The organism is Plantactinospora sp. DSM 117369 (genome assembly GCF_053764795.1).
On the sequence record NZ_CM132446.1, the window covers coordinates 1,737,129 to 1,761,788 of the forward strand.

Annotated in this window: 21 protein-coding genes and 1 pseudogene; 17 read left to right on the plus strand and 5 right to left on the minus strand. The window is 73.2% G+C overall.

All coding sequences use genetic code 11. The annotated features are described in order from the left end of the window. Positions 1-88 precede the first annotated feature (88 nt). The 8 genes and pseudogenes from ACSMXO_RS07855 to ACSMXO_RS07890 all read left to right on the plus strand — a co-directional run bounded on the left by ACSMXO_RS07855 (position 89) and on the right by ACSMXO_RS07890 (position 10,361). Positions 89-1,036 (plus strand): uroporphyrinogen decarboxylase/cobalamine-independent methonine synthase family protein, encoded by a 948-nt coding sequence (locus tag ACSMXO_RS07855; protein WP_346256280.1) that lies wholly within the window; start codon positions 89-91, stop codon positions 1,034-1,036. A gap of 35 nt (positions 1,037-1,071) precedes the next feature. Continuing rightward, complete coding sequence (locus ACSMXO_RS07860) at positions 1,072-1,446, plus strand: VOC family protein (protein ID WP_346256161.1); 375 nt, start codon at positions 1,072-1,074, stop codon at positions 1,444-1,446. Between the two features lie 54 nt (positions 1,447-1,500). After that, the gene (locus ACSMXO_RS07865) at positions 1,501-2,535 is read left to right on the plus strand and encodes an ADP-ribosylglycohydrolase family protein (RefSeq protein ID WP_455417218.1); all 1,035 of its coding nucleotides are present in this window, start codon (positions 1,501-1,503) and stop codon (positions 2,533-2,535) included. 286 nt (positions 2,536-2,821) lie between these two features. Next, positions 2,822-4,954, plus strand: coding sequence for an NAD-dependent DNA ligase LigA (gene ligA, locus ACSMXO_RS07870; protein WP_455417219.1), 2,133 nt, complete (start codon positions 2,822-2,824; stop codon positions 4,952-4,954). Between the two features lie 178 nt (positions 4,955-5,132). Then, a pseudogene (locus ACSMXO_RS07875) lies at positions 5,133-7,184 on the plus strand (putative bifunctional diguanylate cyclase/phosphodiesterase); the annotation flags it as partial. Between the two features lie 619 nt (positions 7,185-7,803). Further along, a complete protein-coding gene (gatC, locus tag ACSMXO_RS07880) occupies positions 7,804-8,145 on the plus strand; it encodes an Asp-tRNA(Asn)/Glu-tRNA(Gln) amidotransferase subunit GatC (RefSeq protein WP_203865007.1) in 342 nt (113 codons plus the stop codon). 5 nt (positions 8,146-8,150) lie between these two features. Continuing rightward, complete coding sequence (gene gatA, locus ACSMXO_RS07885; protein WP_455417220.1) at positions 8,151-9,626, plus strand: Asp-tRNA(Asn)/Glu-tRNA(Gln) amidotransferase subunit GatA; 1,476 nt, start codon at positions 8,151-8,153, stop codon at positions 9,624-9,626. 336 nt (positions 9,627-9,962) lie between these two features. Beyond that, positions 9,963-10,361 carry a GNAT family N-acetyltransferase gene (locus ACSMXO_RS07890; RefSeq protein WP_455417221.1) on the plus strand — a complete coding sequence of 133 codons (399 nt, stop codon included), beginning with the start codon at positions 9,963-9,965 and terminating at the stop codon, positions 10,359-10,361. Here the strand turns inward: ACSMXO_RS07890 and ACSMXO_RS07895 are convergent. Then, positions 10,349-10,948, minus strand: coding sequence for an NADPH-dependent FMN reductase (locus tag ACSMXO_RS07895; protein WP_455417222.1), 600 nt, complete (start codon positions 10,946-10,948; stop codon positions 10,349-10,351). The two genes, ACSMXO_RS07890 and ACSMXO_RS07895, sit on opposite strands and share 13 nt — an antisense overlap. A 369-nt stretch (positions 10,949-11,317) precedes the next feature. Between ACSMXO_RS07895 and ACSMXO_RS07900 the strand changes: the two genes are divergently transcribed. Next, positions 11,318-12,400: a trypsin-like serine peptidase gene (locus ACSMXO_RS07900; RefSeq protein WP_455417223.1), complete on the plus strand. Its 1,083-nt coding sequence runs from the start codon at positions 11,318-11,320 to the stop codon at positions 12,398-12,400. Positions 12,401-12,475: 75 nt separating this feature from the next. Here the strand turns inward: ACSMXO_RS07900 and ACSMXO_RS07905 are convergent, their stop codons facing one another. From ACSMXO_RS07905 to ACSMXO_RS07915, 3 genes are all read right to left on the minus strand, one after another. Next, positions 12,476-13,363 (minus strand): alpha/beta fold hydrolase, encoded by an 888-nt coding sequence (locus tag ACSMXO_RS07905; RefSeq protein ID WP_455417224.1) that lies wholly within the window; start codon positions 13,361-13,363, stop codon positions 12,476-12,478. A 163-nt stretch (positions 13,364-13,526) separates the two neighbouring features. Next, the gene (locus ACSMXO_RS07910) at positions 13,527-14,756 is read right to left on the minus strand and encodes a CehA/McbA family metallohydrolase (protein ID WP_455417225.1); all 1,230 of its coding nucleotides are present in this window, start codon (positions 14,754-14,756) and stop codon (positions 13,527-13,529) included. A 118-nt stretch (positions 14,757-14,874) separates the two neighbouring features. After that, positions 14,875-15,600 carry a metallophosphoesterase gene (locus tag ACSMXO_RS07915; RefSeq protein WP_455417226.1) on the minus strand — a complete coding sequence of 242 codons (726 nt, stop codon included), beginning with the start codon at positions 15,598-15,600 and terminating at the stop codon, positions 14,875-14,877. A gap of 349 nt (positions 15,601-15,949) precedes the next feature. Here ACSMXO_RS07915 and ACSMXO_RS07920 point away from each other — a divergent pair, with 349 nt between their 5' ends. From ACSMXO_RS07920 to gatB, 8 genes are all read left to right on the plus strand, one after another. Further along, complete coding sequence (locus ACSMXO_RS07920) at positions 15,950-16,267, plus strand: hypothetical protein (protein ID WP_346256170.1); 318 nt, start codon at positions 15,950-15,952, stop codon at positions 16,265-16,267. 63 nt (positions 16,268-16,330) lie between these two features. Further along, positions 16,331-17,257 (plus strand): WXG100 family type VII secretion target, encoded by a 927-nt coding sequence (locus tag ACSMXO_RS07925; RefSeq protein WP_455417227.1) that lies wholly within the window; start codon positions 16,331-16,333, stop codon positions 17,255-17,257. A gap of 58 nt (positions 17,258-17,315) precedes the next feature. Continuing rightward, a complete protein-coding gene (locus ACSMXO_RS07930) occupies positions 17,316-17,645 on the plus strand; it encodes a YbaB/EbfC family nucleoid-associated protein (RefSeq protein WP_455417228.1) in 330 nt (109 codons plus the stop codon). Positions 17,646-17,648: 3 nt separating this feature from the next. Continuing rightward, entirely contained in the window at positions 17,649-18,266 is a 618-nt protein-coding gene (locus tag ACSMXO_RS07935; RefSeq protein ID WP_455417229.1) for a hypothetical protein, read from the plus strand. Between the two features lie 8 nt (positions 18,267-18,274). Then, entirely contained in the window at positions 18,275-19,012 is a 738-nt protein-coding gene (locus ACSMXO_RS07940; RefSeq protein WP_455417230.1) for a hypothetical protein, read from the plus strand. 335 nt (positions 19,013-19,347) lie between these two features. Next, a complete protein-coding gene (locus tag ACSMXO_RS07945; protein ID WP_455417231.1) occupies positions 19,348-20,616 on the plus strand; it encodes a sensor histidine kinase in 1,269 nt (422 codons plus the stop codon). Continuing rightward, positions 20,613-21,296 carry a response regulator gene (locus ACSMXO_RS07950; RefSeq protein WP_455417232.1) on the plus strand — a complete coding sequence of 228 codons (684 nt, stop codon included), beginning with the start codon at positions 20,613-20,615 and terminating at the stop codon, positions 21,294-21,296. The genes ACSMXO_RS07945 and ACSMXO_RS07950 overlap by 4 nt, the downstream gene beginning before the upstream one ends. Before the next feature lie 124 nt (positions 21,297-21,420). Beyond that, on the plus strand, positions 21,421-22,923 hold the full coding sequence (gene gatB / locus ACSMXO_RS07955; RefSeq protein WP_346256177.1) for an Asp-tRNA(Asn)/Glu-tRNA(Gln) amidotransferase subunit GatB: 1,503 nt from the start codon (positions 21,421-21,423) through the stop codon (positions 22,921-22,923). Between the two features lie 34 nt (positions 22,924-22,957). On the opposite strand, the gene ACSMXO_RS07960 is transcribed toward gatB, so the two are convergent. Next, positions 22,958-24,607, minus strand: coding sequence for a metallophosphoesterase family protein (locus ACSMXO_RS07960; protein WP_455417233.1), 1,650 nt, complete (start codon positions 24,605-24,607; stop codon positions 22,958-22,960). Positions 24,608-24,660: the final 53 nt, after the last annotated feature.

Below are 24,660 nucleotides of genomic sequence, written 5' to 3' on the forward strand. Positions count from 1 at the left end.
GCAGGTGCCCGATCAACTCGCGGAATCGACGGCGGCGACCGGGCCGGCCTGGCCGTGGCCGGTCGGCGCGGCCTCCGGCATCGGGTCGATGCCCGGCACCGACATCGCCGAGGCGCAGCGGATCGTCCTCGGCGAGCTGCCCGTGCCGCACCTGCCCGAGTTGCCCGCCCGGGGACCCGGCGCCGACCTGGTGGGCCGGAGCGCCGGACTGCTGGTGGACCTGCCGGTCGAGCTGTACGCCGCCCGGTGGCGGATCGCCGGCCGGCCGGGGCGGGACCTGCGGCAGGCGCTCGACCTGCTGGAACGTGACCTGGACCAGATGACCGAGCAGGCCGGCGAGTTCACCGGCACCTTCAAGGTCCAGGCGGCCGGTCCGCTCACCCTGGCCGCCAACGTCGAGCTGCCGGTCGGCGGTTGGATGCTCCGCGATCCGGGCGCGGTCCGGGAACTGACCGAGTCGCTCGCCGACGGGCTGCGCGGGCACGTGGCGCAGGTCCGCCGCCGGCTGCCCCGGGCCACGGTGCTGCTGCAACTGGACGAGCCGGCGCTGCCCGCCGTACTGGCCGGGCGGATTCCGACCGAGAGCGGGCTGGGGGCGTACCGGCCGGTCGAGTCGGGGACGGCGGCCGGCCTGCTCCGCACCGTGGTGTCGGCGGTCGACGCGCCGGTGGTGCTGCACTGCTGTGCCCGGGACGTACCGCTGGACCTGGTCCGGTCCACCGGCGCGGTCGCGGTCGCGCTCGACCTGGCCCTGGTGGACCGGCTCGACCCGGTCGGCGAGGCGATCGACGCCGGGCTCGGCCTCTTCGCCGGGGCGGCGCCGACGCTGCCGCCGCCGACCGGGCGCGGGCCGTCGTCGGCCCAGATCGCCGATCGGGTACGCCAACTCTGGGACCGGCTCGGCTTCCCCCGCGCCCGGCTCGCCGAGCAGGTGGTGGTGACCCCCGCCTGCGGGCTGGCCGGCGCCACCGGCGAGTACGCCCGGACCGTCCTCACCGCCTGCCGGGACGCCGGTCGCCGACTCGCCGAGGAGTAGGTCTTTCTGTCACATTCGACGGGCAGGATGGGGGCATGATCGGTCAACTGCGTTCCGTCGTCATCGACTGCCCTGATCCCCGCGCCCTGGCCGGCTTCTATTCCGAGCTGCTCGGGCTGCCCGTCGACGACCGCGCCGCCGATGACGAGGACGGCTGGGTCGTGCTCGGTGGCGGGCCCGGCGAGCACCCCCGGCTCGCCTTCCAGCGGGCGGTCAACCTGCGTGAGCCGCGCTGGCCCGACCCGAGCCGTCCGCAGCAGTTCCACATCGACGTCACCGTGGAGGACGTCGACGCGGCCGAGGCGAAGGTACTGGCGCTGGGCGCCACCCGGCTGCCCGGTTCCGGCCCGGGCTGGCGGGTCTACGCCGATCCCGCCGGGCACCCGTTCTGTCTCTGCTGGGACGACTGACCCGCCCCGCCGAGCGGGTGGCGCCGCCGGAACGACTCGGGGAAGATGGCCGCCATGCATGATCCGGTTGCCGCTCCGACCGCCTCGCCTACCGTTGCCCGCGCCTCCGGTTCGCTGTTCGGGCTGGCCTACGGTGACGCGCTCGGCGCGCCGACCGAGTTCCTGCCGGTCGCCGAGATCCAGCGGCGGTACGGCCCGACCGGCCCCCGCGACCTGGTCGGCCAGCCGGCCCGGGTCACCGACGACACCCAGATGGGGCTGGCGGTCGGCTGGGCCCTGCACGACGCCGGTCCGGCGGTCACCCCCGAGCTGCTGGAGCCGCTGCTCCGGCGGCGCTTCGTGGCCTGGGCACAGAGTCCGGAGAACGATCGCGCTCCCGGGATGACCTGCCTGCGCGCCTGCGGCGGGTTGGCCGAGGGGTTGCGCTGGCAGGCGGCGACGGTTGCCGACTCGAAGGGCTGCGGCGCCAACATGCGGGTCACCCCGGTCGGCCTGGTCCCCGGCTACGACCTGGAGACACTCGCCGGAGTCGCCCAGTTGCAGGCCGGGCTGACCCACGGGCACCCGACCGGGCTCGCGGCGAGCGAGCTGACCGCGTACGCGGTCCGGGTGCTCCGGGACGGCGCCGTGCTGACCGAGCTGCCCGGCCTGCTGCGGGATCGGGCGCAGCGGCAGCGCACGGTCTACCGCGCGGACTGGCTCGGCGACCTGTGGCAGCGGCCCGCCGTCGACGATCCGGTCACCTTCATCGCCCGGGGCTGGGACGAGTGCCTGGGCGTGCTCGACGCGCTCGACGCGGCGTTGGCGCTGCCCGACGACGGCAGCACCGATCCGTGCGCGGCCACCGGTGCGGGCTGGATCGCCGAGGAGGCGCTGGCCACCGCGCTGTACTGCGCGATCCGGCACGCCGGCGACCCGGTGTCGGCGCTGGCCCGGGCCGCCACCACCTCCGGCGACTCCGACTCCATCGCCTGCCTGGCCGGCGCGTTCGTCGGTGCGGCGTACGGGATGGCGGGCTGGCCCGCCGACTGGCTCGACCGGATCGAGTACGCCGACCAGCTCAGCACCCTCGGCGCGGCCTGGGACTGACCGCCGCCACACCAGTGCTTCAGCGCAGGGAAACGAGGCCCCGGTCCGGCCCGCGCTGAGCGGACTGCTCGACGCCCTGCGCCGGGCGGCCGCACCGGAGCCGGCCGCGCGGTAGTGCGCCGTGCATCCGGCGGTGCGCACCTGGTCAGGGCCGGGAACCGGCGTCCGTGCGGCCGGCGTCCGCCGGGCCGGCCGGCGAGGGTAGCGGTCCGGAGGCGGTTCGGACCGGTCCGGTGTGCGGGTCCGGCCCGGCGGTTACGTTTGCGGGGAGGTCGAGGAGGTCGAGGTGTCCGAGGAAGCGATCCCGCAGCAGGTCGGGCCGGAACAGGAGGCGGCGGCCGGCGAGGAGCCGACCGCCGGGGCGCGGGACCGGCACGCCGAGCTGAGCACCGAGATCACCGACCACCAGTACCGGTACTACGTGCTCGACGCGCCGATCGTCTCGGACGCCGAGTTCGACGCGCTGCTGCGCGAGCTGGAGGGGCTGGAGGAGCGCTATCCGGCGCTGCGTACCCCGGAGTCGCCGACCCAGCGGGTCGGCGGCACGTTCTCGACGCTCTTCACCCCGGTGCCGCACATCGAGCGGATGATGTCGCTGGACAACGCCTTCACCCAGGACCAGTTGACGGGTTGGGTGGAGCGGATCGAGCGGGACGCCGGCGGCCCGGTGGACTACCTGTGCGAGCTGAAGGTCGACGGGCTGGCGATCAACCTCACCTACGAGCGGGGCCGGCTGGTCCGGGCCGCCACCCGGGGCGACACCCGGATCGGCGAGGACGTCACCGCCAACGTACGCACCCTGCAGGAGGTGCCGGAGCGGCTGGTCGACGGCACCGATCCGGTGCCCGAGCTGCTGGAGGTGCGGGGCGAGATCTACTTCCCGGTGGCCGCCTTCGCCGACCTGAACGCGGGGCTGGTCGAGCAGGGGAAGCCGCCGTTCGCCAACCCGCGCAACGCGGCGGCGGGCAGCCTGCGGCAGAAGGACCCCCGGATCACGGCGAGCCGGCCGCTGCGGCTGGTCGTACACGGGCTGGGGGCGCGGCGGGGGTTCGCGCCGGTGGCCCAGTCCGAGGCGTACGCGGCGCTGCGCGGCTGGGGGCTGCCGACCAGCGACCGCTGGCGGGTGGTGCCGGACCTGGCCGGCATCCAGGACTACATCGAGTACTACGCCCAGCACCGGCACGACGTCGAGCACGAGATCGACGGGGTGGTGGTCAAGGTCGACCCGGTGGCCATCCAGGGCCGGCTCGGCTCGACCAGCCGGGCGCCGCGCTGGGCGATCGCCTTCAAGTACCCGCCGGAGGAGGTCACCACCGAGCTGCTCGACATCGAGGTCAACGTCGGCCGGACCGGTCGGGTGACCCCGTTCGCCGAGCTGAAGCCGGTGAAGGTGGCCGGCTCGACGGTGGCCCGGGCGACCCTGCACAACGCGCACGAGGTGGAGCGCAAGGGCGTGCTGATCGGCGACACGGTGGTGATCCGCAAGGCCGGTGACGTGATCCCGGAGGTGCTCGGGCCGATCGTCGAGCTGCGCCCGCCGGACGCCCGCCGGTTCGAGATGCCGACCCGCTGCCCGGCCTGCGGCACCGCGCTGGCGCCGTCCCGGACCGGTGACGTCGACATCCGCTGCCCGAACACCCGGACCTGCCCCGCCCAGCTCCGCGAGCGGATCTTCTATCTGGCCGGCCGGGAGGCGCTGGACATAGAGGTGCTCGGCTTCAAGGCGGTCGGCGCGCTGCTCGACGCGGGAGTGATCACTGACGAGGGCGACCTCTTCCAACTCGACGAGGAGCGGCTGGCCCGGGTGCCGTTCTTCGTCCGCAAGGACGGCACGCTGGGCCGGAACGCGCAGAAGCTGCTGGAGAGTCTCGCCGCCGCGAAGGACCGGCCGCTGGCCCGGGTGCTGGTGGGGCTCTCGATCCGGCACGTCGGCCCGACCGCGGCCGAGGCGCTGGCCCGGGAGTTCGGTTCGGTCGCGGCGATCGAGGCGGCCGGCGAGGCGGAACTGTCGGCGGTGGACGGTGTCGGGCCGACGATCGCGGTCAGCCTGCGGGAGTGGTTCGACGTGGACTGGCACCGCGAGGTGCTGCGCAAGTGGGCCGAGGCGGGCGTACGGATGGCGGAGGAGCGGGTCGAGCAGGGTCCGCGCCCGCTGGAGGGGCTGACCGTGGTGGTGACCGGGACACTGTCGGGGTACACCCGGGACCGGGCGGCCGAGGAGGTGCGGATCCGGGGCGGCAAGGTCAGCGGGTCCGTCTCGAAGAAGACCGACTTCGTGGTGGTCGGCGACAACCCGGGCTCCAAGGCGGAGAAGGCGGCCGCGCTCAAGGTGCCTATGCTCGACGAGGCCGGCTTCGCGGCGCTGCTCACGGAGGGGCCGGAGGCGGCGGGTAGGCTCGCAATAAGTGACGATCAGTGATGGGTTAATCAGCTCTCCGTAACAGAATTGTCTGGGCAAGATGCGCCGTATTTCAAGTTAGTCACGACTAGGCCCGATTCGCGTCTGTCGCCCCCCGTGCGGCCCGGGTCAGGGCGTTTCATGGGGGGCACGCCGCGCGGCAGCCGCCGCGCCCAGACCGAGAGGCTCGGGAGGTCACATGGAGGCCGCCGTGCTGCGGAACTCCGTCCCTCCAGATCGGACGGCGCCGTTCTTCGGCTTCGTCTGGGCTGTCGTCGGCCTGGCCGTCGGGGTCTCCGCCGTGTCGCTGCTCGCCCTGCCCGGCGAGCTGTCCCGGCTGCCGCTGGCGTTCTGGCTGATGGCGGCCCTCGCGGTCACCTTCGACGCCCGCCCGTTCAGCCCGCACGCCGAGCGGCGCAGCATGTCCGTCTTCCCGTCGATCTGCTTCACCTTCGCCATCGCCCTGGAGTGGGGGCCGGGGCCGGCCATCGTGGTGCAGGCCGCCGCCGTGCTGGTCTCCGGCTGGCGGATGCGGTACGCGCCGTGGCGCACGATCTTCAACATCGCCCAGTACGCCTGCGCGCTGGCCGCCGCCGACGCGGTCGTCCGGCTCGTGCCCGGCGACGGGTTCGGGTCCACCGGCCGGCTCCGACCGCTCGACGTGCTGGTCGCGGTCGGCGCGGCGGGGGCCTGGCTGACCGTCAACCACGGTCTGGTGGCCAGTGCCGTCCGGCTGCGCTTCGGCGGCCGGTGGTGGACCCGGATCCGGCAGGGGCTCGGCTTCGAGCTGCTCGCCACCGGGTCGCTGCTGCTGCTCGCCCCGGTGCTGGTCGCCGCCGCCCGGACCAGCCCGGCGCTGGTACCGATGATGGTGCTGCCGCTCTACGCGGTCTCCCGGATGGCCCGGCTCTCCGCCGAGCGGGAACAGCTCGCCCGGCAGGACCCGCTGACCGGGCTGGCCAACCGCGAGGCGCTGCTCGCCGAGGTGACCGAGCAGGTGGCAGTGCACGCCGAGCTGGCCGGCAAGCAGGCGCCCGGGGGCCAGCTCGCGCTCCTGCTGCTCGACCTCGACCGGTTCAAGCACGTCAACGACGCCCTCGGGCACGCCGTGGGGGACCGGCTGCTGGTCGAGGTCGCCGCCCGGCTGACCACGGCGGTACGCCCGCCGGACGTGATCGCCCGGCTCGGCGGGGACGAGTTCGCCATCCTGGCCACCCGGCTCGACGGGGTGGCGGACGCCCGGCGGGTGGCCGACCGGGTCGTCGGGGAGCTGACCGACCCGGTGCCGCTGGACGGGCTGCCGCTGGACGTCGGCGGCTCGATCGGGATCGCGCTCTATCCGGAGCACGGCGCCGACTTCGCCACCCTGATGCGGCACGCCGACGTGGCGATGTACGACGCCAAGCACCGGGGCGACCCGGTGGCGGTCTACGCCGCCGAGTCCGACCACAACTCGGCCGAGCGGCTGAGCCTGCTGGCCGACCTGCGCCGGGTGCTCGAGACCGGGGCCGACGACGCCGGTGAGATCACCCTCTACTACCAGCCGCAGATCGCGATCGCCACCGGCGAGGTGGTCGGGGTGGAGGCGCTGCTGCGCTGGCGGCACCCCCGGCGCGGCATGGTCGACCCGGAGGAGCTGATCCGGGTCGCCGAGCAGAGCGCGGTGATGCGGCTGCTGACCCGCCGGGTCGTCGACGACGTGGTGGAGCAGCTCGCGAAGTGGTCCGCGGCCGGACTGGAGCTGCGGGCGGCGGTCAACGTCAGCGTCCGCGACCTGCACACCGGGGAGATCGCCGACCAGATCGCGGAGCGGCTCGCCCAATACGGTGTACCGCCGTCCCGGATCCAGCTGGAGATGACCGAGGGCGCGTTGATGGCCGACCCGCGCCGGGTGCTGGCCACCATCTCCCGGCTGGACCGGATCGGGGTGGCGATCTCGCTCGACGACTTCGGCACCGGTTACTCGTCGATGCAGCACCTGCGGCGGCTGCCGCTGGCCGAGGTGAAGGTCGACCGGTCGTTCGTACTCGGGATGGTGGCCGACGCCGACGACGCGGCGATCGTCCGGTCGGTGATCGAGCTGGCCGGTGCCCTGGGACTGCGGGTCGTCGCCGAGGGGGTGGAGGACGAGCGCACCTGGCGGCTGCTGCACGAGGCCGGCTGCGAGGCGGCGCAGGGCTGGTTCTTCGCCCGGCCGATGCCGGCGGAGGACCTGGTCACCTGGCTCGCGCGGTACCGGCCGATCAGCCCCGCCGCCCGGCTCGGCGCCGGCGGCTCCGGTCCGGTCGGCGCGGAGCGGCCCGGCTCCGGTGGCCGGACCGAGCGGAACGGCGGCCCGGGTGAACAGGACGGCGACCGGGCGGCGCAGAGCGCCGATCCGGCGGCAACGCGGACCACGGACTCGGCGGCAACGCGGAACGGCGACCCGACGACAACCCGGAACGGCGACGGCGCGGCGCAGTTCGGCGAGCGGCCCGGGCCGCCGGACCGGCCCGCCGGGGTGGACGATCCGACGACCGAGCTGGACGTGCTGGCCGCCCCGGTCGATCCGGCCGCGCCGGTGACGAGGCCCGGCGGACCGGCGAAGGCCGAGGCGGCGGCCCGGCTGCATCCGAGCGTGGAGTGAACGCCGGCTCTCGCCCGCCGCCCGCCGGTCCGGTCCGTTCGGGGTCGGATCGCTCAAGCCGGATCGTTCGGGGCCGGATTGCTCGGGCCGGATTGCTCGGGCTGGTCGGTGCCGCGGGGGAGTCGGGGGCGGCGGCGCTCGGGGTGACAAATAGACTCGCTCAGGTCACGGCGCGCGTGCCACGCTGCGCCGGGAAAGTCGACGGCGGAAGCCGCGTAGACGTCAAGGCATGAAGGGGGCACCGATGTCCGCCATCTCCCGCGAGGAGGTCGCGCACCTGGCGCGACTGTCGCGGCTCGCCGTCACCGAGGAGGAGCTGGACACCTTCGCCGGCCAGCTCGACGTGATCCTCCAGGCCGTCGCGCGGGTCGGCGAGGTGGCCGCCGCCGACATCCCGCCGACCTCGCACTCGGTGCCGCTGACCAACGTGCTCCGCGACGACGTGGTGGTGCCCGGGCTGACCCGGGCGGAGGCGCTCTCCGGGGCACCGGACAGCGAGGAGGACCGGTTCCGGGTGCCGCGCATCCTGGACGAGGACGAGCCGCCCAGCCCGCGCGGTGAGGGCCCGGCGGAAGGGAAGGCGTGACCACCATGGCTGACGTGACCAGGATGACCGCGACCGAGATCGCGGCCCTCATCGCCGGCGGCGAGGTGTCCGCGGTCGAGGTGACCCAGGCGCACCTGGACCGGATCGCCGCGGTCGACGACCGGGTGCACGCCTTCCTGCACGTCGATGGCGACGGTGCGCTGGAGGCGGCCCGCGCGGTCGACGCGAAGCGGGCCGCCGGGGAGGAGCTGGGCCCGCTGGCCGGGGTGCCGGTGGCGGTCAAGGACGTGCTCACCACCAAGGGCGTACCGACCACGGTCGGGTCGAAGATCCTCCAGGGGTGGCGCCCGCCGTACGACTCGACGATCGTGCGCCGGCTGCGCGCCGCCGGCACGGTGATGCTGGGCAAGACCAACATGGACGAGTTCGCGATGGGCTCGTCGACCGAATACTCGGCGTACGGGCCGACGGGCAACCCGTGGGACCTGGGCCGGATCCCGGGCGGCTCCGGCGGGGGCAGCTCGGCCGCGCTGGCCGCGTACGAGGCGCCGCTGGCGATCGGCTCGGACACCGGTGGCTCGATCCGGCAGCCGGGGGCGGTGACCGGCACCGTCGGGGCGAAGCCGACCTACGGCGGGACCTCCCGGTACGGCCTGGTCGCCTTCTCGTCGTCGCTGGACACCCCCGGTCCGTGTGCGCGTACCGTCCTGGACGCGGCGCTGCTGCACGAGGCGATCGGCGGGCACGACTGGCGGGACTCCACCTCGATTCCGGCGCCGGTGCCGGACGTGGTCGCCGCCGCCCGGGCCGGCGCCACCGGCGACCTGACCGGGGTGCGGCTGGGGCTGGTCACCGAGTTCTCCGGCGAGGGTGCCGAGCCGGGCGTGATGGCCGCGTTCCGGGACGCCGTCGACGCGCTGACCAAGCTCGGCGCCGAGATCGTCGAGGTCTCCTGCCCGCACTTCCAGTACGCGCTGCCGGCCTACTACCTGATCGCGCCGAGCGAGTGCTCGTCCAACCTGGCCCGCTTCGACGGGGTGCGGTTCGGGCTGCGGGTCGGTGACGACGGCGTGCACTCGCTGGAGGAGGTCATGTCGCTGACCCGGGACGCCGGCTTCGGCCCCGAGGTCAAGCGGCGGATCATGCTCGGCACGTACGCGCTCTCCTCCGGCTACTACGACGCCTACTACGGGCAGGCGCAGAAGGTGCGTACCCTGATCACCCGCGACTTCACCGCCGCGTTCGAGCAGGCCGACGTGCTGATCTCCCCGACGACGCCGTTCGTGGCGTTCCCGTTCGGCTCGCGCACCTCGGACCCGTACCAGATGTACCTGGCCGACCTCTTCACCATCCCGACCAACCTCTACGGCGGGCCGGGCATCTCGGTGCCGTGCGGGCTCTCCGAGGGGCTGCCGGTGGGCTTGCAGATCATGGCGCCGACGATGGCGGACGACCGGATGTACCGGGTCGGCGCCGCGCTGGAGTCGGTGATCGGCACCCTCACCCCGCCGGAGCTCTAACACAGCGGCGCAGCGAAACCGGCCATTCGGCGAGGGAGGGAGATCGATACCGCTCGGCTCCACCGGCCCGGCCCAGACCGCCGAGACCTACCCGGTCCCGGCGCTGATGATGGCCTGGGGGCGCGGCTGGGCGGTCTCCCGGGGGACGTCCGCGCCGGTCGAGGTGCCCGGCGGCTTCCGGGTCGACGTCGGCCTGCCGGGCCATCGGGTACGCCACGTCCTGCACACCTACGACGCCGACGCGCTCGGCCGGCTCGGTCGGGAACTGACCGCCCCGGGCACCTGGATCAAGGTGAGTGGGGATCCGGCCGAGTTCTGGGCCGCCCTGCCCGACGGGTGGGCGATGGGCACCGCCGGATACCTGATGAGCGTGCGGTTCCGCGCGGAGCCGGTCCGGCCGCCGGCGCCGTACACCGTCCAGGTCGATACCGAGCCCGGCGGCGCGGTGGTCGTCGCGACGGTGCGGGACGGTGCCGGCGGCAGGGCGCGTGGGGGCGGCTGGCGCCGGCCGGGGAGTTCGGCATCGTCGACAAGGTCGAGACCGAGCCGGCACACCGGCGACGCGGGCTGGGCAGTGTGCTGGTGCGTACCCTCGCCGCGCGGGCGGCGGCGGGCGGGCTGCGTACCGGAATCCTGGTCGCCACCGACGACGGACGGGCCCTCTACCGCACCCTCGGCTGGGTCGTCCGCTCCGACGTGCCCGCGGCGTACCGCCCCGAGGCTCACCCCGGATAGGGGTTGTCGAGGCGCCCGCTGCGCAGGGTGCTCGCCCACCAGGTCAGCTCGTCGAGGGTCGTGTCGGCGGCCTGCCGGGTGGGCGCGTCCACGGTGAGCACACCGTCGCGGCCGACGAGACTCCAGGGTGCGGTGAGCGCGACGCAGTTGCGGGTGGTGGCGGCGTACAGTTCGGCGAAGACCAGGCGCAACTGTTCGGCGGCCCGGATACCGCCGGATCCGGCGCCGTAGGAGACCAGGGCGACGGGCTTGAACATCCACTCGCGGTAGTGCCAGTCGATCGCGTTCTTCAACGCGGCCGGAAAGCTGTGGTTGTATTCCGGGGTCACCACCACGAAGCCGTCTGCCGAGGCCAGCCGGCCGGAGATCGGGCTGTTCGGGTTGCCGCCGGGCGGGGTGCCATCCAGCGGCAGGGCGACCTCGGCGAGGTCGACGAGGTCGACGGCGAGCCCCTCGCGCTGCCGGGCCGTCTCGGCGAACCAGTCGGCGACGATCCGGCCGACCCGGGGTCTGCGGACGCTGCCGACGATCACGGCGAGGGAGAGTTCCGGGGCGGGGACGGTGCGGGAGCGTTTCGGCTCGGTCATGCGGTCGACGCTAGAACCGCAACGAATGTTGAGGTCAAGCCACCCGGGTCTCGCAGGCGTCGCGAGCGCCGCCGCCGTTGCGGACGTGCGCCCGGGGATGCCGGTCGGGCTGGCCATAATCGAACGCATGCCGGACCGGGGACCGCCGCCGCAGCGGCCGGCACAGGACACCGTGACGCTGTGGCGGCCGACCGGACAGGCCGAACTGGACCTGGTGGCAGCCTCGGGTTGGCGGGCCGGCCCGGCGTCCAGTCGTGTCCAACCAGGTCCAGGATGCCCGGCGACACCGCTGGACATCGATGACCCTCTTCCTCAGTAGCCGCGCCGGCGGGGGTCCGGCGCAGGCGTCTATCGAGGAGGAGCCAATCCATGAAAGTCCTAGCAAAGCGGGCCACCTGGGCAACATCGGTGGCGATCGCGCTGGTGACGGCAGCGGTACCCGCGCTGGCGCTGAGCCAGCCGGCGAGCGCCGCACCCGCACCGGGCCTGGACCCGGGCGCGACCGCCGAGGCGTGGGCGGCCGGTCGGGCCGCGTACGGGTCAGGCGTCACCGAGCACCAGGCGATCGTGGCGTACTGGACGCCGGAGCGGATGCGGGCGGCGCAGCCGGTCGAGGAGTCACCCGCCTTCCAGCAGGCGGTCAAGCGGTACGTCGACAGTGGACAGGCCACCCGACAGGCGGTCGACCGGGGCGCCCGGCTGACGATCCCGCCGACCGCCGGTGAGCTGGGTACCCCGAACAGCGGTCCGGTGCCGGCGGCGTTGAACCCGAACTTCGCCTCCAACCACCCGACCGCGCGCACCAGTGGCAAGGTCTTCTTCACCCTGGCCACCGGCAACTTCGTCTGCTCCGGCACGGTGGTCAACTCCGAGGGTGAGGACACCGTCTGGACCGCCGGGCACTGCACCCACCCCGGCGGTCCGGGGGGCGCGCTGGCCACCAACTGGGCCTTCGTGCCCGCGTTCGACGACGACCTCGCCAATCCCCGGCCGTTCGGCACCTGGACCGCGTCCCGGCTGTTCCCGGCGCCGGGCTGGACCGCCAGCTCCAACTTCAACGAGGACATGGCGGTGGCGGTCATGAACACGCTCAACGGCCAGCACATCGTCGCCCGGCTCGGCGGCCAGGGCCTGGACGTGAACCGGGGCCTGAACGTCCCGATCAACGCCTTCGGCTACCCGCAGGAGGCACCCTTTGACGGCGGCAACCTGATGCGCTGCTCCGGCACCTCGCAGCCGGAGTCCGCCGGCGCCACCCAGACCATCCGGATCCCCTGCGACATGACCCGGGGCTCCAGCGGCGGCGGCTGGCTGCTCAACTGGGACGGCAACTTCGGCTTCCTGTACGGCGTCAACAGCCGGATCGACCGGATCGTCAACCCGACGATCATGATCTCGCCGTTCTTCGACAACACCGCGCTGAACCTCTACAACCAGACCAGGAACCTCTGATCGTTCGACAGGTCGCCGTCTGAGCGGCGCTGTCCGGGGTGGGCCGGTGGACCGGCCGCCCCGGGCAGCGCCGCGCTATCGGGCCATCACCGGCTGCCGCTGGTTCCGGCCGAGGAACTCCCGGATGTGGCCGGCGATCTCGTCGAGGTGGGTCTCCAGCGCGAAGTGGCCGGTGTCGAGCAGGTGGATCTCGGCGTCCGGCAGGTCCCGCTGGAAGGCGCGGGCACCCTCCGGGCCGAAGATCGGGTCGTTGGCGCCCCAGACCGCGAGCAGCGGCACTTGGGTCTGCCGGAAGCACTCCTGGGCCCGTGGATAGACGTCGAGGTTCGTCTGGTAGTCCCGGATGAGCTGGAGTTGGTTGTCGTGGTTGCCGGGCCGGCCGAGTACCTCCATCGCGTGGTGCCAGGCGTCCGGGCTGACCAGGCTGACGTCCGGCACCCCGGTCTCGTACTGCGCCCGGACCTCCTGCTCGGTGAAGGCCCGCCGGGCGGCGGCCTCGTTCTCCGGTCCGGGATCCTGTGCGTACGCGAAGAGCGGCTTCCAGAACTTCTCGACGAACCCCTCCTGGTACGCGTTCCCGCTCTGGCTGATGATCGCCGAGATGCTCTCCGGCCGGCGCAGCAGCAGCCGCAGCGCTATCGGCGCACCGTAGTCCTGCATGTAGACGGCGTACCGGCGGATGTCGAGCTGGTCCAGCAGCCTCACGGTCACGTCGGTGAGCGCGTCGAAGGTGTACGGGAAGTCGCCCAGCGGAGGGGCGGAGGAGTAGCCGAACCCGATGTGGTCCGGCGCCACCAGGTGGTAGTCGTCGACCAGCGCCGGGATCAGGTTCCGGAACATGTGCGAACTGGTCGGGAAGCCGTGCAACAGGACCAGCGGAGGGGCGTCCGGCGGGCCGGCCTCGCGGTAGAAGACGTCCAGGCCGTCGACCGTCGCGGTCCGGTGGTGCACTCCGCCGATCATCGTTCCTCCTGGATCGCCCCGTCCAATTTGCCCCTTTCCCCCCATACTGCCCGCAGCCCTACCTCCTCCGAGCGGGTATCGACGCTGGCGGACGTACCCGATCCGGTCCCGGAACGGCGGGGCCGGCACGCCGACAGCGGCCGACCCCGACGGACCTGGCGGGTCAGGGCTGGAGGAACCACGGACTGGTGTACGCGACACCCCAGTCGTTGCACGGGTGGTTCGCCGGCCCCGGGCTGGCGTTCGGCTGGGTCGGGTCGGAGATCCGCAGCACCACCCAGTGCCCGTCGGTGATGTCCAGCGGCACGGTGAAGCTGGTGACCCGACCGGCCTCGATCTCCACCACCTCGGGCACCACCGGCGCGTCGCTGCCCGGCCGGAGCACCTGGATCCGCAGCGGCCTGCCCACCCAGTCCGGCCCCCGGTCGAGGTCCACCGAGAAGGTCACGTCGCCCCGGGTCAGCGGCAGCACCGCGCCCATCCGGACCCCGTTCGCGGTCGCGTCGAGCCGCAGTCCGGAGACCCGGGTGGCGAAGAACCGGCGGGCCCGCATCGCGGCCAGCACCTCCTGCCGGGTGTTCTGGGTGACCCAGAGCCCGGTCCGGCCCTTGCCCTCCGGGAATCCCCAGTTGGTGCCGTGCTCGTCGGAGACCCCGGTGAGACCGGGCCGCCAGCCGGCGTTCAGGCAGGCGACCAGCGGAGAGGTCTGGCCGCTGCCCCAGCCGTCGAAGAGGTAGTCGTCGCCCCGGTTGAACATCTCCAGCCCGATCATCGGCTCGCGGACCCCGGCGACGTACCGGAAGTTGTCGAACCGGCCCACCTCGCGCCCCGGGTGGTTGAACCCGGCCACCCCGCCGGAACTGCCGATCCAGTCGTAGAGCCGGCTCATGCTCGACGACTGGAGCAGGTCGGTGTAGTTGCCGGTGAACCAGACGTTGACGTGCCCGAGCAGCGGGTGCGACCACTCGAAGCCCCGGATCGCGGTGTACTGGCCGGGGTCGTCGGCGGCGTCGGCCAGTTGACCCGTGCGGTCCCACTCCGACCGGGACAGCCCCTCGATCGAGAAGAGGGTGCTGTGGTCGGTGAGCGCGGCGACGTCCAGGCCGGCCTCGCGCATCGAGGCTAAGGCCAGCGCCGGATCACCGTCGCCGTCGGACATCAGGGTGTGGTTGTGCAGGTCGGCGTGGACCAGCGTGGTGCCCTGGGTGATCAGGGAGGCTCGCGAGGCGCCGGTGCCCGCCGCCTGGTTCGGCCCGGCCGCCCGGTAGGTGGTGACGGCGTGCGCGGTGCCAGGAGCGGCGGCGAGGGTGAGCAGCCCGCCGACGGCCGCGATCAGCGTACGCCGGCTGGTACCGGTCGGGGTGTGTCCGGTCTCCGCATGGGTGTGAGTCATGCCGGACAGTGCATACCGTGGCCGGCAACTCGGCGGTAGCCGCAGTTGGCCGGACGGTTAAGTCTGTCGATCGCTCAGTGGACCCGGGTAGGTGACGTGGAACCGCGGAGGTGACCGGTCACCGGCCCTCGGGGAGTTCCTGGGCGGCGAGGAGCCGGGCACCGTCGAGTACCAGCGGTTGCCAGCCGGCCGCCCCGGTACGCCCGTGTTTCGGGTCGATCCCGGTGAAGGTCCGGCCGCCGACGCGGACCCGGACGTGCCGGGCGCTCCAGTCGGCGCTGGCGCGCTGGCGTACCCGGCCGGGGCACCGCCAGGTGCGGTCGGCGAAGCGTACGACCTGGGAGTGCCCGTGCACCTGGCCGAACGGCACGAACCCGCCACCGGCGTAGAACTCCAGCCACGGCTCGTGCAGCTCCCAGCCCGCTTCGGCCCAGAACGGCCCGGCCGCCCGGTCCACGCCGAACTCCCCGCCCCGGAACAGCAGCGGCTCCGGGCGTCCGTCGAGCAGCCGGGCCGCGAGCGCGGCGCTCGGCGGCTCCGCAAGCTCCCGCCAGGCGCCGACCGTCAACCCGGCGTGACAGACCAGCAGGTCCTCCGAGTCCGCCGTCCGGACCGCGACCGCGACCCGCAGCCGGCCCGCCGCCCACCAGGAGCGGAGCAGGTCGGCGTCGGCGTCGGCGAGCCGGTCCGGCCAGAACGGCGTCCCGCCGGGCAGGTACTGCGCCTCGTGGTTGCCGGCGAGCTGGATCCACCGGTCCGGCTGATGGTCGAGATACCAGCGGACGATCTCCAACACCGCGCTGCTGTCCGGGCCACGGTCGACGAGATCGCCGACCTGTACCACCGTGACGTCTCGGGCAGGCCGGGCCGGTCGGCGTCCGCGCCGAGTGCGTGCAGGGCGCCGCGTAGCTGGTCGGGGTGGCCACCGACGTCACCGATCAGCGCTATCCGGGCCATCGCCGCTCCTCGGTCGGACGGATCTACCCGCAGCGAGCCTATCTCGGCGGAGGATCTTGCGGTCCCGGCCGGGACCACGGTGGACGGTCGCCGGGTCCGGCCCGGGCGGCTCCGACCACGCCCGGTGTCGGGCCGGCGCCAGCGTGTGCCGGTCGGCCGGAAGCCGCCCAAATTGTTGCCCTGATCAGCCGTAGGCGGTCCAATGACACCGAAGTGATCTATTAGGGTGCCTTGTCATGACTGGTGGTTCAGGTGACGGGTTCACGGTAGACCCGACAGCACTGGAGACCTTCTCCAAGACCAGCTACGGCCGGGCGGACGACTTCGACGAGATCCGTGGCCGGCTCCGGGAGGGCGCCGTCGGGCGTTCCTCCTTCGGCATCATGCCCGCCTCGTTCACCCTCTACGACCAGTACGAGTCCTGCCTCGACGAGTGCCTCCAGGCCCTGGCGGACGGGGTCGAGGTGATGGAGGTGATCGCCGACGCGGTCACCGCCGAGCGGGACTCGTACCTGAACAGCGACGCCGCCGCGCAGGCCCGGTTCGGCGGCTGACCAGGCACGGCCGCGTCGCCACGGCCGCGCGGCACACCGAAGACCACGAAGGGGGAGGGCACAGTGTCGACCGTCGCGCTCGAACGCAGCAAAACCTATTTCGAGCAGTTCGTCGGCTCCGTACCGGAGCCGCTCCAGGGTTTCACCCGGACCGTGCTGTCGCCGTTCGAGCAGCTCCTCGAACAGGTGGCCGGCGATCCTGACGACCTGATGCGGGGTGCGGAACGCTGCCTCGCCGCGTCGAACGACGTGCTCGGCATCGCGGCCCAGCAGCAGACCGACCGGGCCCAGCTCCAGCCGCCGGCCTGGGGCGGCAGCGCCCAGGAGGCGTTCCAGACCGGGCTGACCAACGTCGAGGAGACCATCCGGCAGCTCGCCGAGGGACTGAACGCGGCCAAGGAGGTCCTGATCGAGGCCGCAAACGCGGCCGTCGACGCGTTCAACCTGCTCTGCGAGCTGATCTTCGAGTTCCTGACCGCCTTCCTGATCGAGGCGATCATCGCCGCCGCCGCGGCGTTCTTCAGCTTCGGCGCGTCGATCGCCGCGTTCGTCGTACGCTGGCTGGCCCGGCTGGCGCTGACGCTGGGCCGGGGCGCCCGGATCGTCAGCAAGCTGGTCCGGGTCCTGGTGAAGCTGGCCCGCAAGCTGGACGACGTCAAGGCGCTGCTCACCCGCTACCGCCAGCGGGTGATGGAACTGCGCAAGCTGAAGAAGGAATACGCCGTGTGGAGGCAGCAGGGCCGTACCGCGCAGGGGCGGGCGATCCTGGCGGAGCACAGTCTCAAGGTCGGCGTGCCCCGGTTCGTCTTCAACCAGATCTCGCCGGTCAACCTGAGCGGGAAGGGCGGTGCGGTGCTGGACACCGCCGTCGGCATGCACGACATCTCGGACGGGACGAAGGATCGCAACTACGCGACCGACGGCACCTACCGGGAGGACATCGGCCCGTATGCGAAGAGCGCGCAGGATCTGATCGACTCGGTGGGCTGACCGGTCGCCCGGCGGACGGTGGCGCGTACCGAAGCGGACGAGGGTAGGAGAGGACGACGTGGCGGAATATCCCGCACTGGATCGGCTGGAGCAGCTCGCGAACAGCCTGGACGGCCTGCAGTTTCAGATGAACCGGCGGATCGAGGAGCTCCAGGCACAGCCGGTCGAGCTGGAGAGCGAGAGCGGTGCCGTACGGGTGGCGGTCGACCACGGCGGCCGGGTGGACCGGGTCGAGATAACCTCCCGGGGCATGCGGTACAGCCCGGACCAGCTCGGCGCGGAGATCACCGGCACCATCCGGCGGGCGCAGCGGGAGGCGACCCGCCGGTTGCAGGACTCCATGCGGGAGGTGCTGGGCAACGCCGCCGACGACTATCCGCTGGGCTGAGCCGTGCCCACCGACTACCGCCATCTCTACGCCGACGCGGTCGCGACCAAGCTCGAACCGGGCGAGGCGATCCTCGCGCTCACCGAGGCGAAGCGTCCGCACGGGCTGGCCCCGGACCCGCCGCCCCGACCGCCGGACCCTGCCCCGGGCGACGGGACGGCGGTGGCCGGGATGGGGTTGGCCAACGTGGCGCTCAGCGGCGTCGAGGCGATCGACAACATCGGCGGCGGGGGTCCGACCGACTGGTTGATCCGGCTCCTCTTCGGCCGTGCCGCACGCGGCCGGCTCGACTCGGTCGCCGCCGACTACGTCCGGGCGGTACCCACCGACGCGAAGCTGCTGGCGGTGGTCACCGACCAGCGGCTCGTGGTGTTCCGGATCGGCCGGTCCACCGAGGTGCGCCCGTTCGGGGAGCGGCGTAAACCCGTGGTGGCGGCGAAGCTGAAGCCCCTCTGGTCGGTGCGGCGGGCGGAGGTGACCGGGGCGCGTCGACGCTGGCACCGGCTGCACGGCGCCCGGCTCCGGGTGACCTTCCGGGACGGCTCCTGGCTGGAGCTGACCGGCCCGCTCTGCATGGGTCGGCAGCGGGCCGGCGAGCTGCGCGACGCGCTCGGCGGTTGAGCCCGACGATGCCGAGGAGTTCGCCGCTGGACGGCTGGCGTAGGGCGTTCGTGGCCGAGGCCCGGCGGTACGGGGTGCCCGGCGCGGAGATCCGCGCCGCGCTGGCCGAGGTCGAGACGTACTGCGCCGATCCGGGGGCGGATCCGACCGAGGCGTTCGGCGAGCCGACCGAGTATGCCGCAGCGCTCGCCCGCGGGCTCCGCGCGGCGCACCCGGATCCGGACGGCCGGCGGAGATCGCCCTGGCTGGGCGCGTTCGTCGCCGCCAGCACCCTGGTCGGGGTGATGGCGCTGCTCGCCGGGGTGGAGGCGGTGACCGGGTACGGGACCGCCGAGGTCACCGTCGGCCAGCTCGTCTCGGCACTCGCCGGGGTGGCCGGAATCGTCCTCGTCGTCGCGCTGCTGTTCCGGCCGGATGCGGCGTACCGGCCGACTCCGGACTGGCGATTCGGCCTGGTCGGGGCCGCCTCGATCGCTGTGACGACGGTACCGGTGCTGGCCTGGCCACAGGTGGCCGCCCGGCTGCCCGGCTGGTTGCTGCTCGGGGCCGGCGTACTGCTGCTGGTGGCCGCCTGCTGGCCGCTCGCCTCCGGCCGGCTCCTCGCCGACCGGCCGGTCGGGGCGACCCCGGGAGCTGCGGCGCCCGGCCCGAACTGGCGTACCCGGATCGTCCGCTGGGGCCTGCCGGTCGCGCTGCTCTGCGTGCTGGTCGTCGCCGTCCTGCTCGACGGTGGCGTCACCTCCTGACCCCGGCCGGTCCGTCGAGCCGAACCCGGTGGGTCCCGTCGAGCCGAACCCGGCTAGCCGGTTGGGCGGGCCGAGCGGGCGCACAGCCGGGGCAGCTCGACAGTCTCCGCCGGAGGCATGCCTGCTCCGTCCGAGGCATACCTGCCCAATCCGGGGCGTGCCGGCCGAGCGTCCGTCGCGGCACGTCCGGTACTCCGTCCGGTGTATGTGCTGCTCCACCCGCGCAGTCGCGGGTGTCGGCCGTAGGCTGACGCGCCGCCGGCCCGTGCTGCCTAGCGTCGATGCCGTCGACCTCGCGAAAGCGTGAGGCAGGCTTGCCGAAGGAGGAGGCCAGGATGACAACGACGGTCCCGCGATCACCGGACCCGGCCGGAGTGGCGGTCGAGGACGACCACGCCGTGCCGGCGCGCGACGAGCATCGGGCCGGCGGCCTCGCCGGCCGGCGCCGTCCCGCCTGGAACAACCTGAGCCTGGTCTCCCTGACCCTGCTGGGAGTGCTGGTCGGCACCGCCGTCGCCGGGGCGCCGATCACCTACGAGGGCACCCTGCCGTTGGCCACCTGGCTCGCCCTCCTTCTGCTGCTGCGCCGCCGCTGGCCGGTGGCGGTACTGCTGGCCAGCCTGGCGGCCGTCACCGCGTTCCGGGTCGCCGAGCTGACCGAGGCCGGCTGGGTCTGGCCGGCGTCGGTGATCTTCTTCCTGCTGGCGGCCGACGACACACCTCGGCGCCACGGCCTGCGCTGGGCGGTCGGGGCCGGGCTGTTCCAACTGACCTTCGCGGTGACCTGGCAATGGACGACCGAGGGTCAGGACGTGCAGCGGGCGATCGGCGAGGTCGGTGGGGAGGCGCTCGGCCTGGCCCTGACCATCGCGGTCGCGGTCGCGTTCCGGAACTGGCTGCGCTGGCGCGCCGAACTGGCCGCCGGGCTGGCCCACGCCGAACAGGAGCGACGGCTGGAGGCGGATCGCCGGGCCGCGGAGGAGCGGTTGCAGATCGCCCGTGAGCTGCACGACGTGGTGGCGCACACGCTGACCGTGGTGGGCGTGCAGTTGCGGGTGGTGGACGAGGCGCTGGACGACTCCACCGACGAGGCGCGGGCCGCGCTGCGTACCGCCCAGGAAGTCCGGGCCAGGGCGGTGGGCGACCTGCGGTCGCTGATCGACGTGCTGCGTGCCCCGGGCGACCGGCCGGACGCGGACAGCGTCCCGGCCCCGCAGGCCGACCTGGGCGGCCTGGCCGAACTCACCGCCCGCACCCGGGCCAGCGGCCTGGAGGTGGCACTCGACGTCACCGGCGATCCCGGCACGGCTCCTGCCCCGGTGGCGCTGGCCTGCTACCGGGTGATCCAGGAAGCCCTGACCAACACGGTGAAGCACGCGGGCGCGCGGCGGGCGACGGTACGGTTGGTGATCACCCCCGAATCGGTGCTGGTGGAGGTGGTCGACGACGGCAGCCGCCCCGGCACGGCGGCGGTGCCGGGGCACGGCATCAACGGGATGCGGGAACGGGTCGCCGCGCTCGGTGGCAGCTTCACCGCCGGACCGGCCGACGGTGGCGGCTACGCGGTGCGCGCCACGATTCCGGTGGCAGGCTTCCGACCATGACGATCAGCGTGCTGCTCGCCGACGACCAGGCCCTGGTGCGGGCCGGATTCCGCAGCCTGCTGAGCCGGGGCCGGGACATCGAGGTGGTCGGCGAGGCGGCCAGTGGCGACGAGGCGGTCCGGCAGGCCCGTACCCTGCGCCCGGACGTCGTGCTGATGGACATCCGGATGCCGGGCCTGGACGGCCTCGCCGCCACCGAGCGGATCGTGACCGACCCGGAGATGTCCGGCTGCCGCGTCATCATCCTGACCACCTTCGAGACCGACGAGTACGTCTTCGCCGCCCTGCGGGCCGGAGCCAGTGGATTCCTCACCAAGGAGATCGAGCCGGCCCAGCTCCGCCAGGCGGTCGGGATCGTCGCCGCCGGCGAGGCGCTGCTCTCGCCGAGCGTCACCCGCCGGGTCATCGAGCAGTTCGCGCACCGTCCGGTGGCGGCCACCGACACCGGGGCGCGGCTGGCGGTGCTCACCGAACGGGAGCGCGAGGTGCTCCGGCTGGTCGCCACCGGGCTGTCCAACGAGCAGATCGCCGGCCGCCTCTTCATCAGCCCGCTGACCGCCAAGACCCACATCACCCGGGCGATCGCCAAGCTCGGCGTCCGGGACAGGGTCCAGTTGGTGATCGTGGCGTACGAGACCGGCCTGGTCCGCCCCGGTACTCCGGCCGAGCCACCGGGCTGAATCGGGCGCCCGCCGGCTCGGCGGCGAAACCCGGGCGAGCCCGGGTCGGGCCAACGATTAGGCTTGCAGGGTTCTGTCCGGATGCCGCCGGGGGGCCGGCTGCCGCCCGAGAGCTGGAGTCTAGATGAGCACGACCGTCCTGCCCTCGTACGACGACGTCGTCGAGCGCTACGCCCCGGTGATCGGCCTGGAGACCCACGTCGAGCTGGGCACGAAGACCAAGATGTTCTGCGGCTGCCCGACCGACTTCGGCGGCGAGCCGAACACCCGGGTCTGCCCGGTCTGCCTCGGGCTGCCCGGCTCGCTGCCGGTGGCCAACAAGGCGGCGATCGAGGCGACCATCCGGATCGGTCTCGCGCTGAACTGCTCGATCGCGCCGTGGAGCCGGTTCGCCCGGAAGAACTACTTCTACCCGGACATGCCGAAGAACTACCAGATCAGCCAGTACGACGAGCCGCTCTGCGTGGACGGCTGGCTCGACGTGGAGGTGGACGGGGAGACGGTGCGGATCGGCATCGAACGGGTGCACCTGGAGGAGGACACCGGCAAGACCCTGCACGTCGGTGGCGCCACCGGGCGGATCCACGGCGCGACCGAGTCGCTGGTCGACTACAACCGGGCCGGCATCCCGCTGGTCGAGATCGTCACCAAGCCGATCCCCGGTACCGGCGCCAAGGCCCCGATCGTGGCCCGGGCGTACGTCACCGAGCTGCGGGACGTGATCCGCTCGCTGGGCGTCTCCGACGTCCGGATGGAGGAGGGCTCGCTGCGCTGTGACGTGAACACGTCGCTGTCGCCGGCCGGCTCGGCGGAGTGGGGCACCCGCACCGAGACGAAGAACGTCAACTCGCTGCGCTCGGTCGAGCGGGCGGTCCGCTCGGAGATGCTGCGCCAGGCGGCCGTACTCGACTCCGGCGGCCGGATCGTGCAGGAGACCCGGCACTTCCACGAGGACACCGGGGATACCACGTCGGGCCGGTCCAAGGAGACCGCCACCGACTACCGCTACTTCCCCGAGCCGGACCTGGTGCCGCTGGCCCCGGATCCGGCCTGGGTCGCCGAGCTGAAGGCGGCGCTGCCGGAGCTGCCCCGGGTGCACCGGCGGCGGTTGCAGCAGGAGTGGGGGCTGAACGACCACGACATGCAGTCGGTGCTGAACGCCGGTGCGGTCGAGCTGATCGAGCAGACCGTGGCCGCCGGCACCACCCCGGCCGGCGCCCGGAAGTGGTGGCTCGGCGAACTGTCCCGGCGGGCCAACGAGGCCGGTGTCGAGCTGGCCGCCGTGGGCGCCACCCCGGCCCAGGTGGCCGAGCTGCAGAAGCTGGTCGACGCGGGCAAGCTCAACGACAAGCTGGCCCGTACCGTGCTGGAGGGCGTGGTGGCCGGCGAGGGCTCGCCGAGCGAGATCATGGCCGCGCGGGGTCTGGAGGTGGTCTCCGACACCGGGGCGCTGACCGCGGCCGTGGACGAGGCGATCGCCGCCAACCCGGACATCGCGGCCAAGGTGCGGGACGGCAAGGTCGCCGCGGCCGGAGCCCTGGTCGGGGCCGTCATGAAGAGCACCCGGGGGGCGGACGCCAAGACCGTCCGCTCGCTGATCCTGTCCCGGCTCGGCGTCGAGGGCTGACCGTTCCGTTCCGGGAGGGGCTCCGGCGGCGGCGTCAGCCGGTGGGGGTCGGGTCCGGCGGCGGCGCACCGGCCGGCGGGACCGGGCTGGCCGGAGTGGGCGTACCGGGGGTCGGGGTGGCCGGGACCGGTGGCTCCGCGACCACGTGCCGTTCCAGGTTGACCTGCGCCTCGCCGGTGCCACCGAGCAGGATGTCGTCGTACGCCTGGAGCGCCCGCTGCTGGTCGAAGTAGAGCACCGACATCGCCAGCGGGGTCGGCTTGTCGCCCTCCAGGCCGCGCAGCCCCGCCCCGCCGGTGGAACCCTGCACCTGGAGCTGGGTCGGCATCGCGTCCGGCACCCGCGGCAGTTCGCGTACCTCGCGGTTGTGGGTGTGCCCGGCCAGCACCAGCGGTACGACGCCGGAGAGCGCGTCGGCCGACGCCGGATCGTGCACCAGGGCGATGTCGACCGGCTTGCCGGAGGCCCGGATCGTCGAGGCGAGCTTCTCGCCGGTCCCGGTCACCTGGTCGACCGTCTGCGGCAGACTGCCGGACCCGGCCGGCGAGGTCTCCTTGTCCGGGGTGAACCGGGGGTCCCCGATACCGGCGATGGTCAACCCGCCGACGTTGACGATCGAGTTGTCCAGCACGATCGCGTTCGGCTGCCGGCCGACGGCGGCGGCGGTGGCCGGCGAGTCGTGGTTGCCCCGGATGAAGACGTACGGGACCTTCAGCAGGCCGATGGAGCCGACGAAGGACGCCTCCGGCTCACTGCCCCAGTCGGTGATGTCCCCGGTGTCGATCACCATGTCGATCTTGAACTGCTCCACCACGGTCCGGACCACCTGCCAGGCGGTCGGATTCAGGTGCAGGTCCGAGACGTGCAGCACCCGTACGGTGCCCTGCTCCTGGTCGAAGACCGGCAGGGTGGAGACGGTGGTGTAGAGCTGGCTGACGTTGCCGACCATCCGCTGGAGCTGGTCGGCGTACCGGCCGTAGTCGTTGGCGATCCGCCGGGCGTCACCGACGATCGCCGGGGCGTTGACCAGCAACCCCTCGTACCGGGGCTCCTCGATCGAGTCCGGCCGGAAGGTCAGCGCGGCGATGCCCAGGCTGCCGCCGGTGATCACCAGCGCCAGCCCGCCGGCCCAGGCCACCCGACGGGTACGCCGGAAGACCAGCGCCGCCAGGATCATGGTGGCCAGTACGGAGACCGCGACCGTGCGTACGCCGACCCGGATCACCCCGTTGGTCACGTCGCTGACGGCGGACTGGCTGGCCCGGCTGATGCTGGCCGGATCGTCGATCAGCGCCTCGGTGCGCCGCTGGTCCAGCGAGCCGAGCCGGACCGAGAGGTGCGCCGGGCCGGCGTGGCTGCTGAGGTGGAGCGCGCCGAGCGGCGGAATGGTGACCGTGGTGCCGCCGTCAGCTGAGGGCGTAATCGCCATCTCCGCCCGGAACGGCCCGATGTCGGTCTGCATCCGCCCCCCGAGCAGGACTCCGACCACGATCCCGACCACCGTGACGCCGATGATCGACATGGCCAGTCCGGCCCGGCGGCTCGGTTTCGAGGTCAGGGCGGCGCGGCCGCCCCGTACGGCGGTACGCCCCCAGCGCAGCAGCGCCGCCGGGAGCAGCACACGCCGAACCGCCGGGGGTGGTGTGCCCCCGGCGGCTCGGGTGTCATTCCTCCGCCTGTCCATGCTCCATCATCACCTGCCCAGAGCGACATCTTCAAAACCCGCCGCAGGTCCCG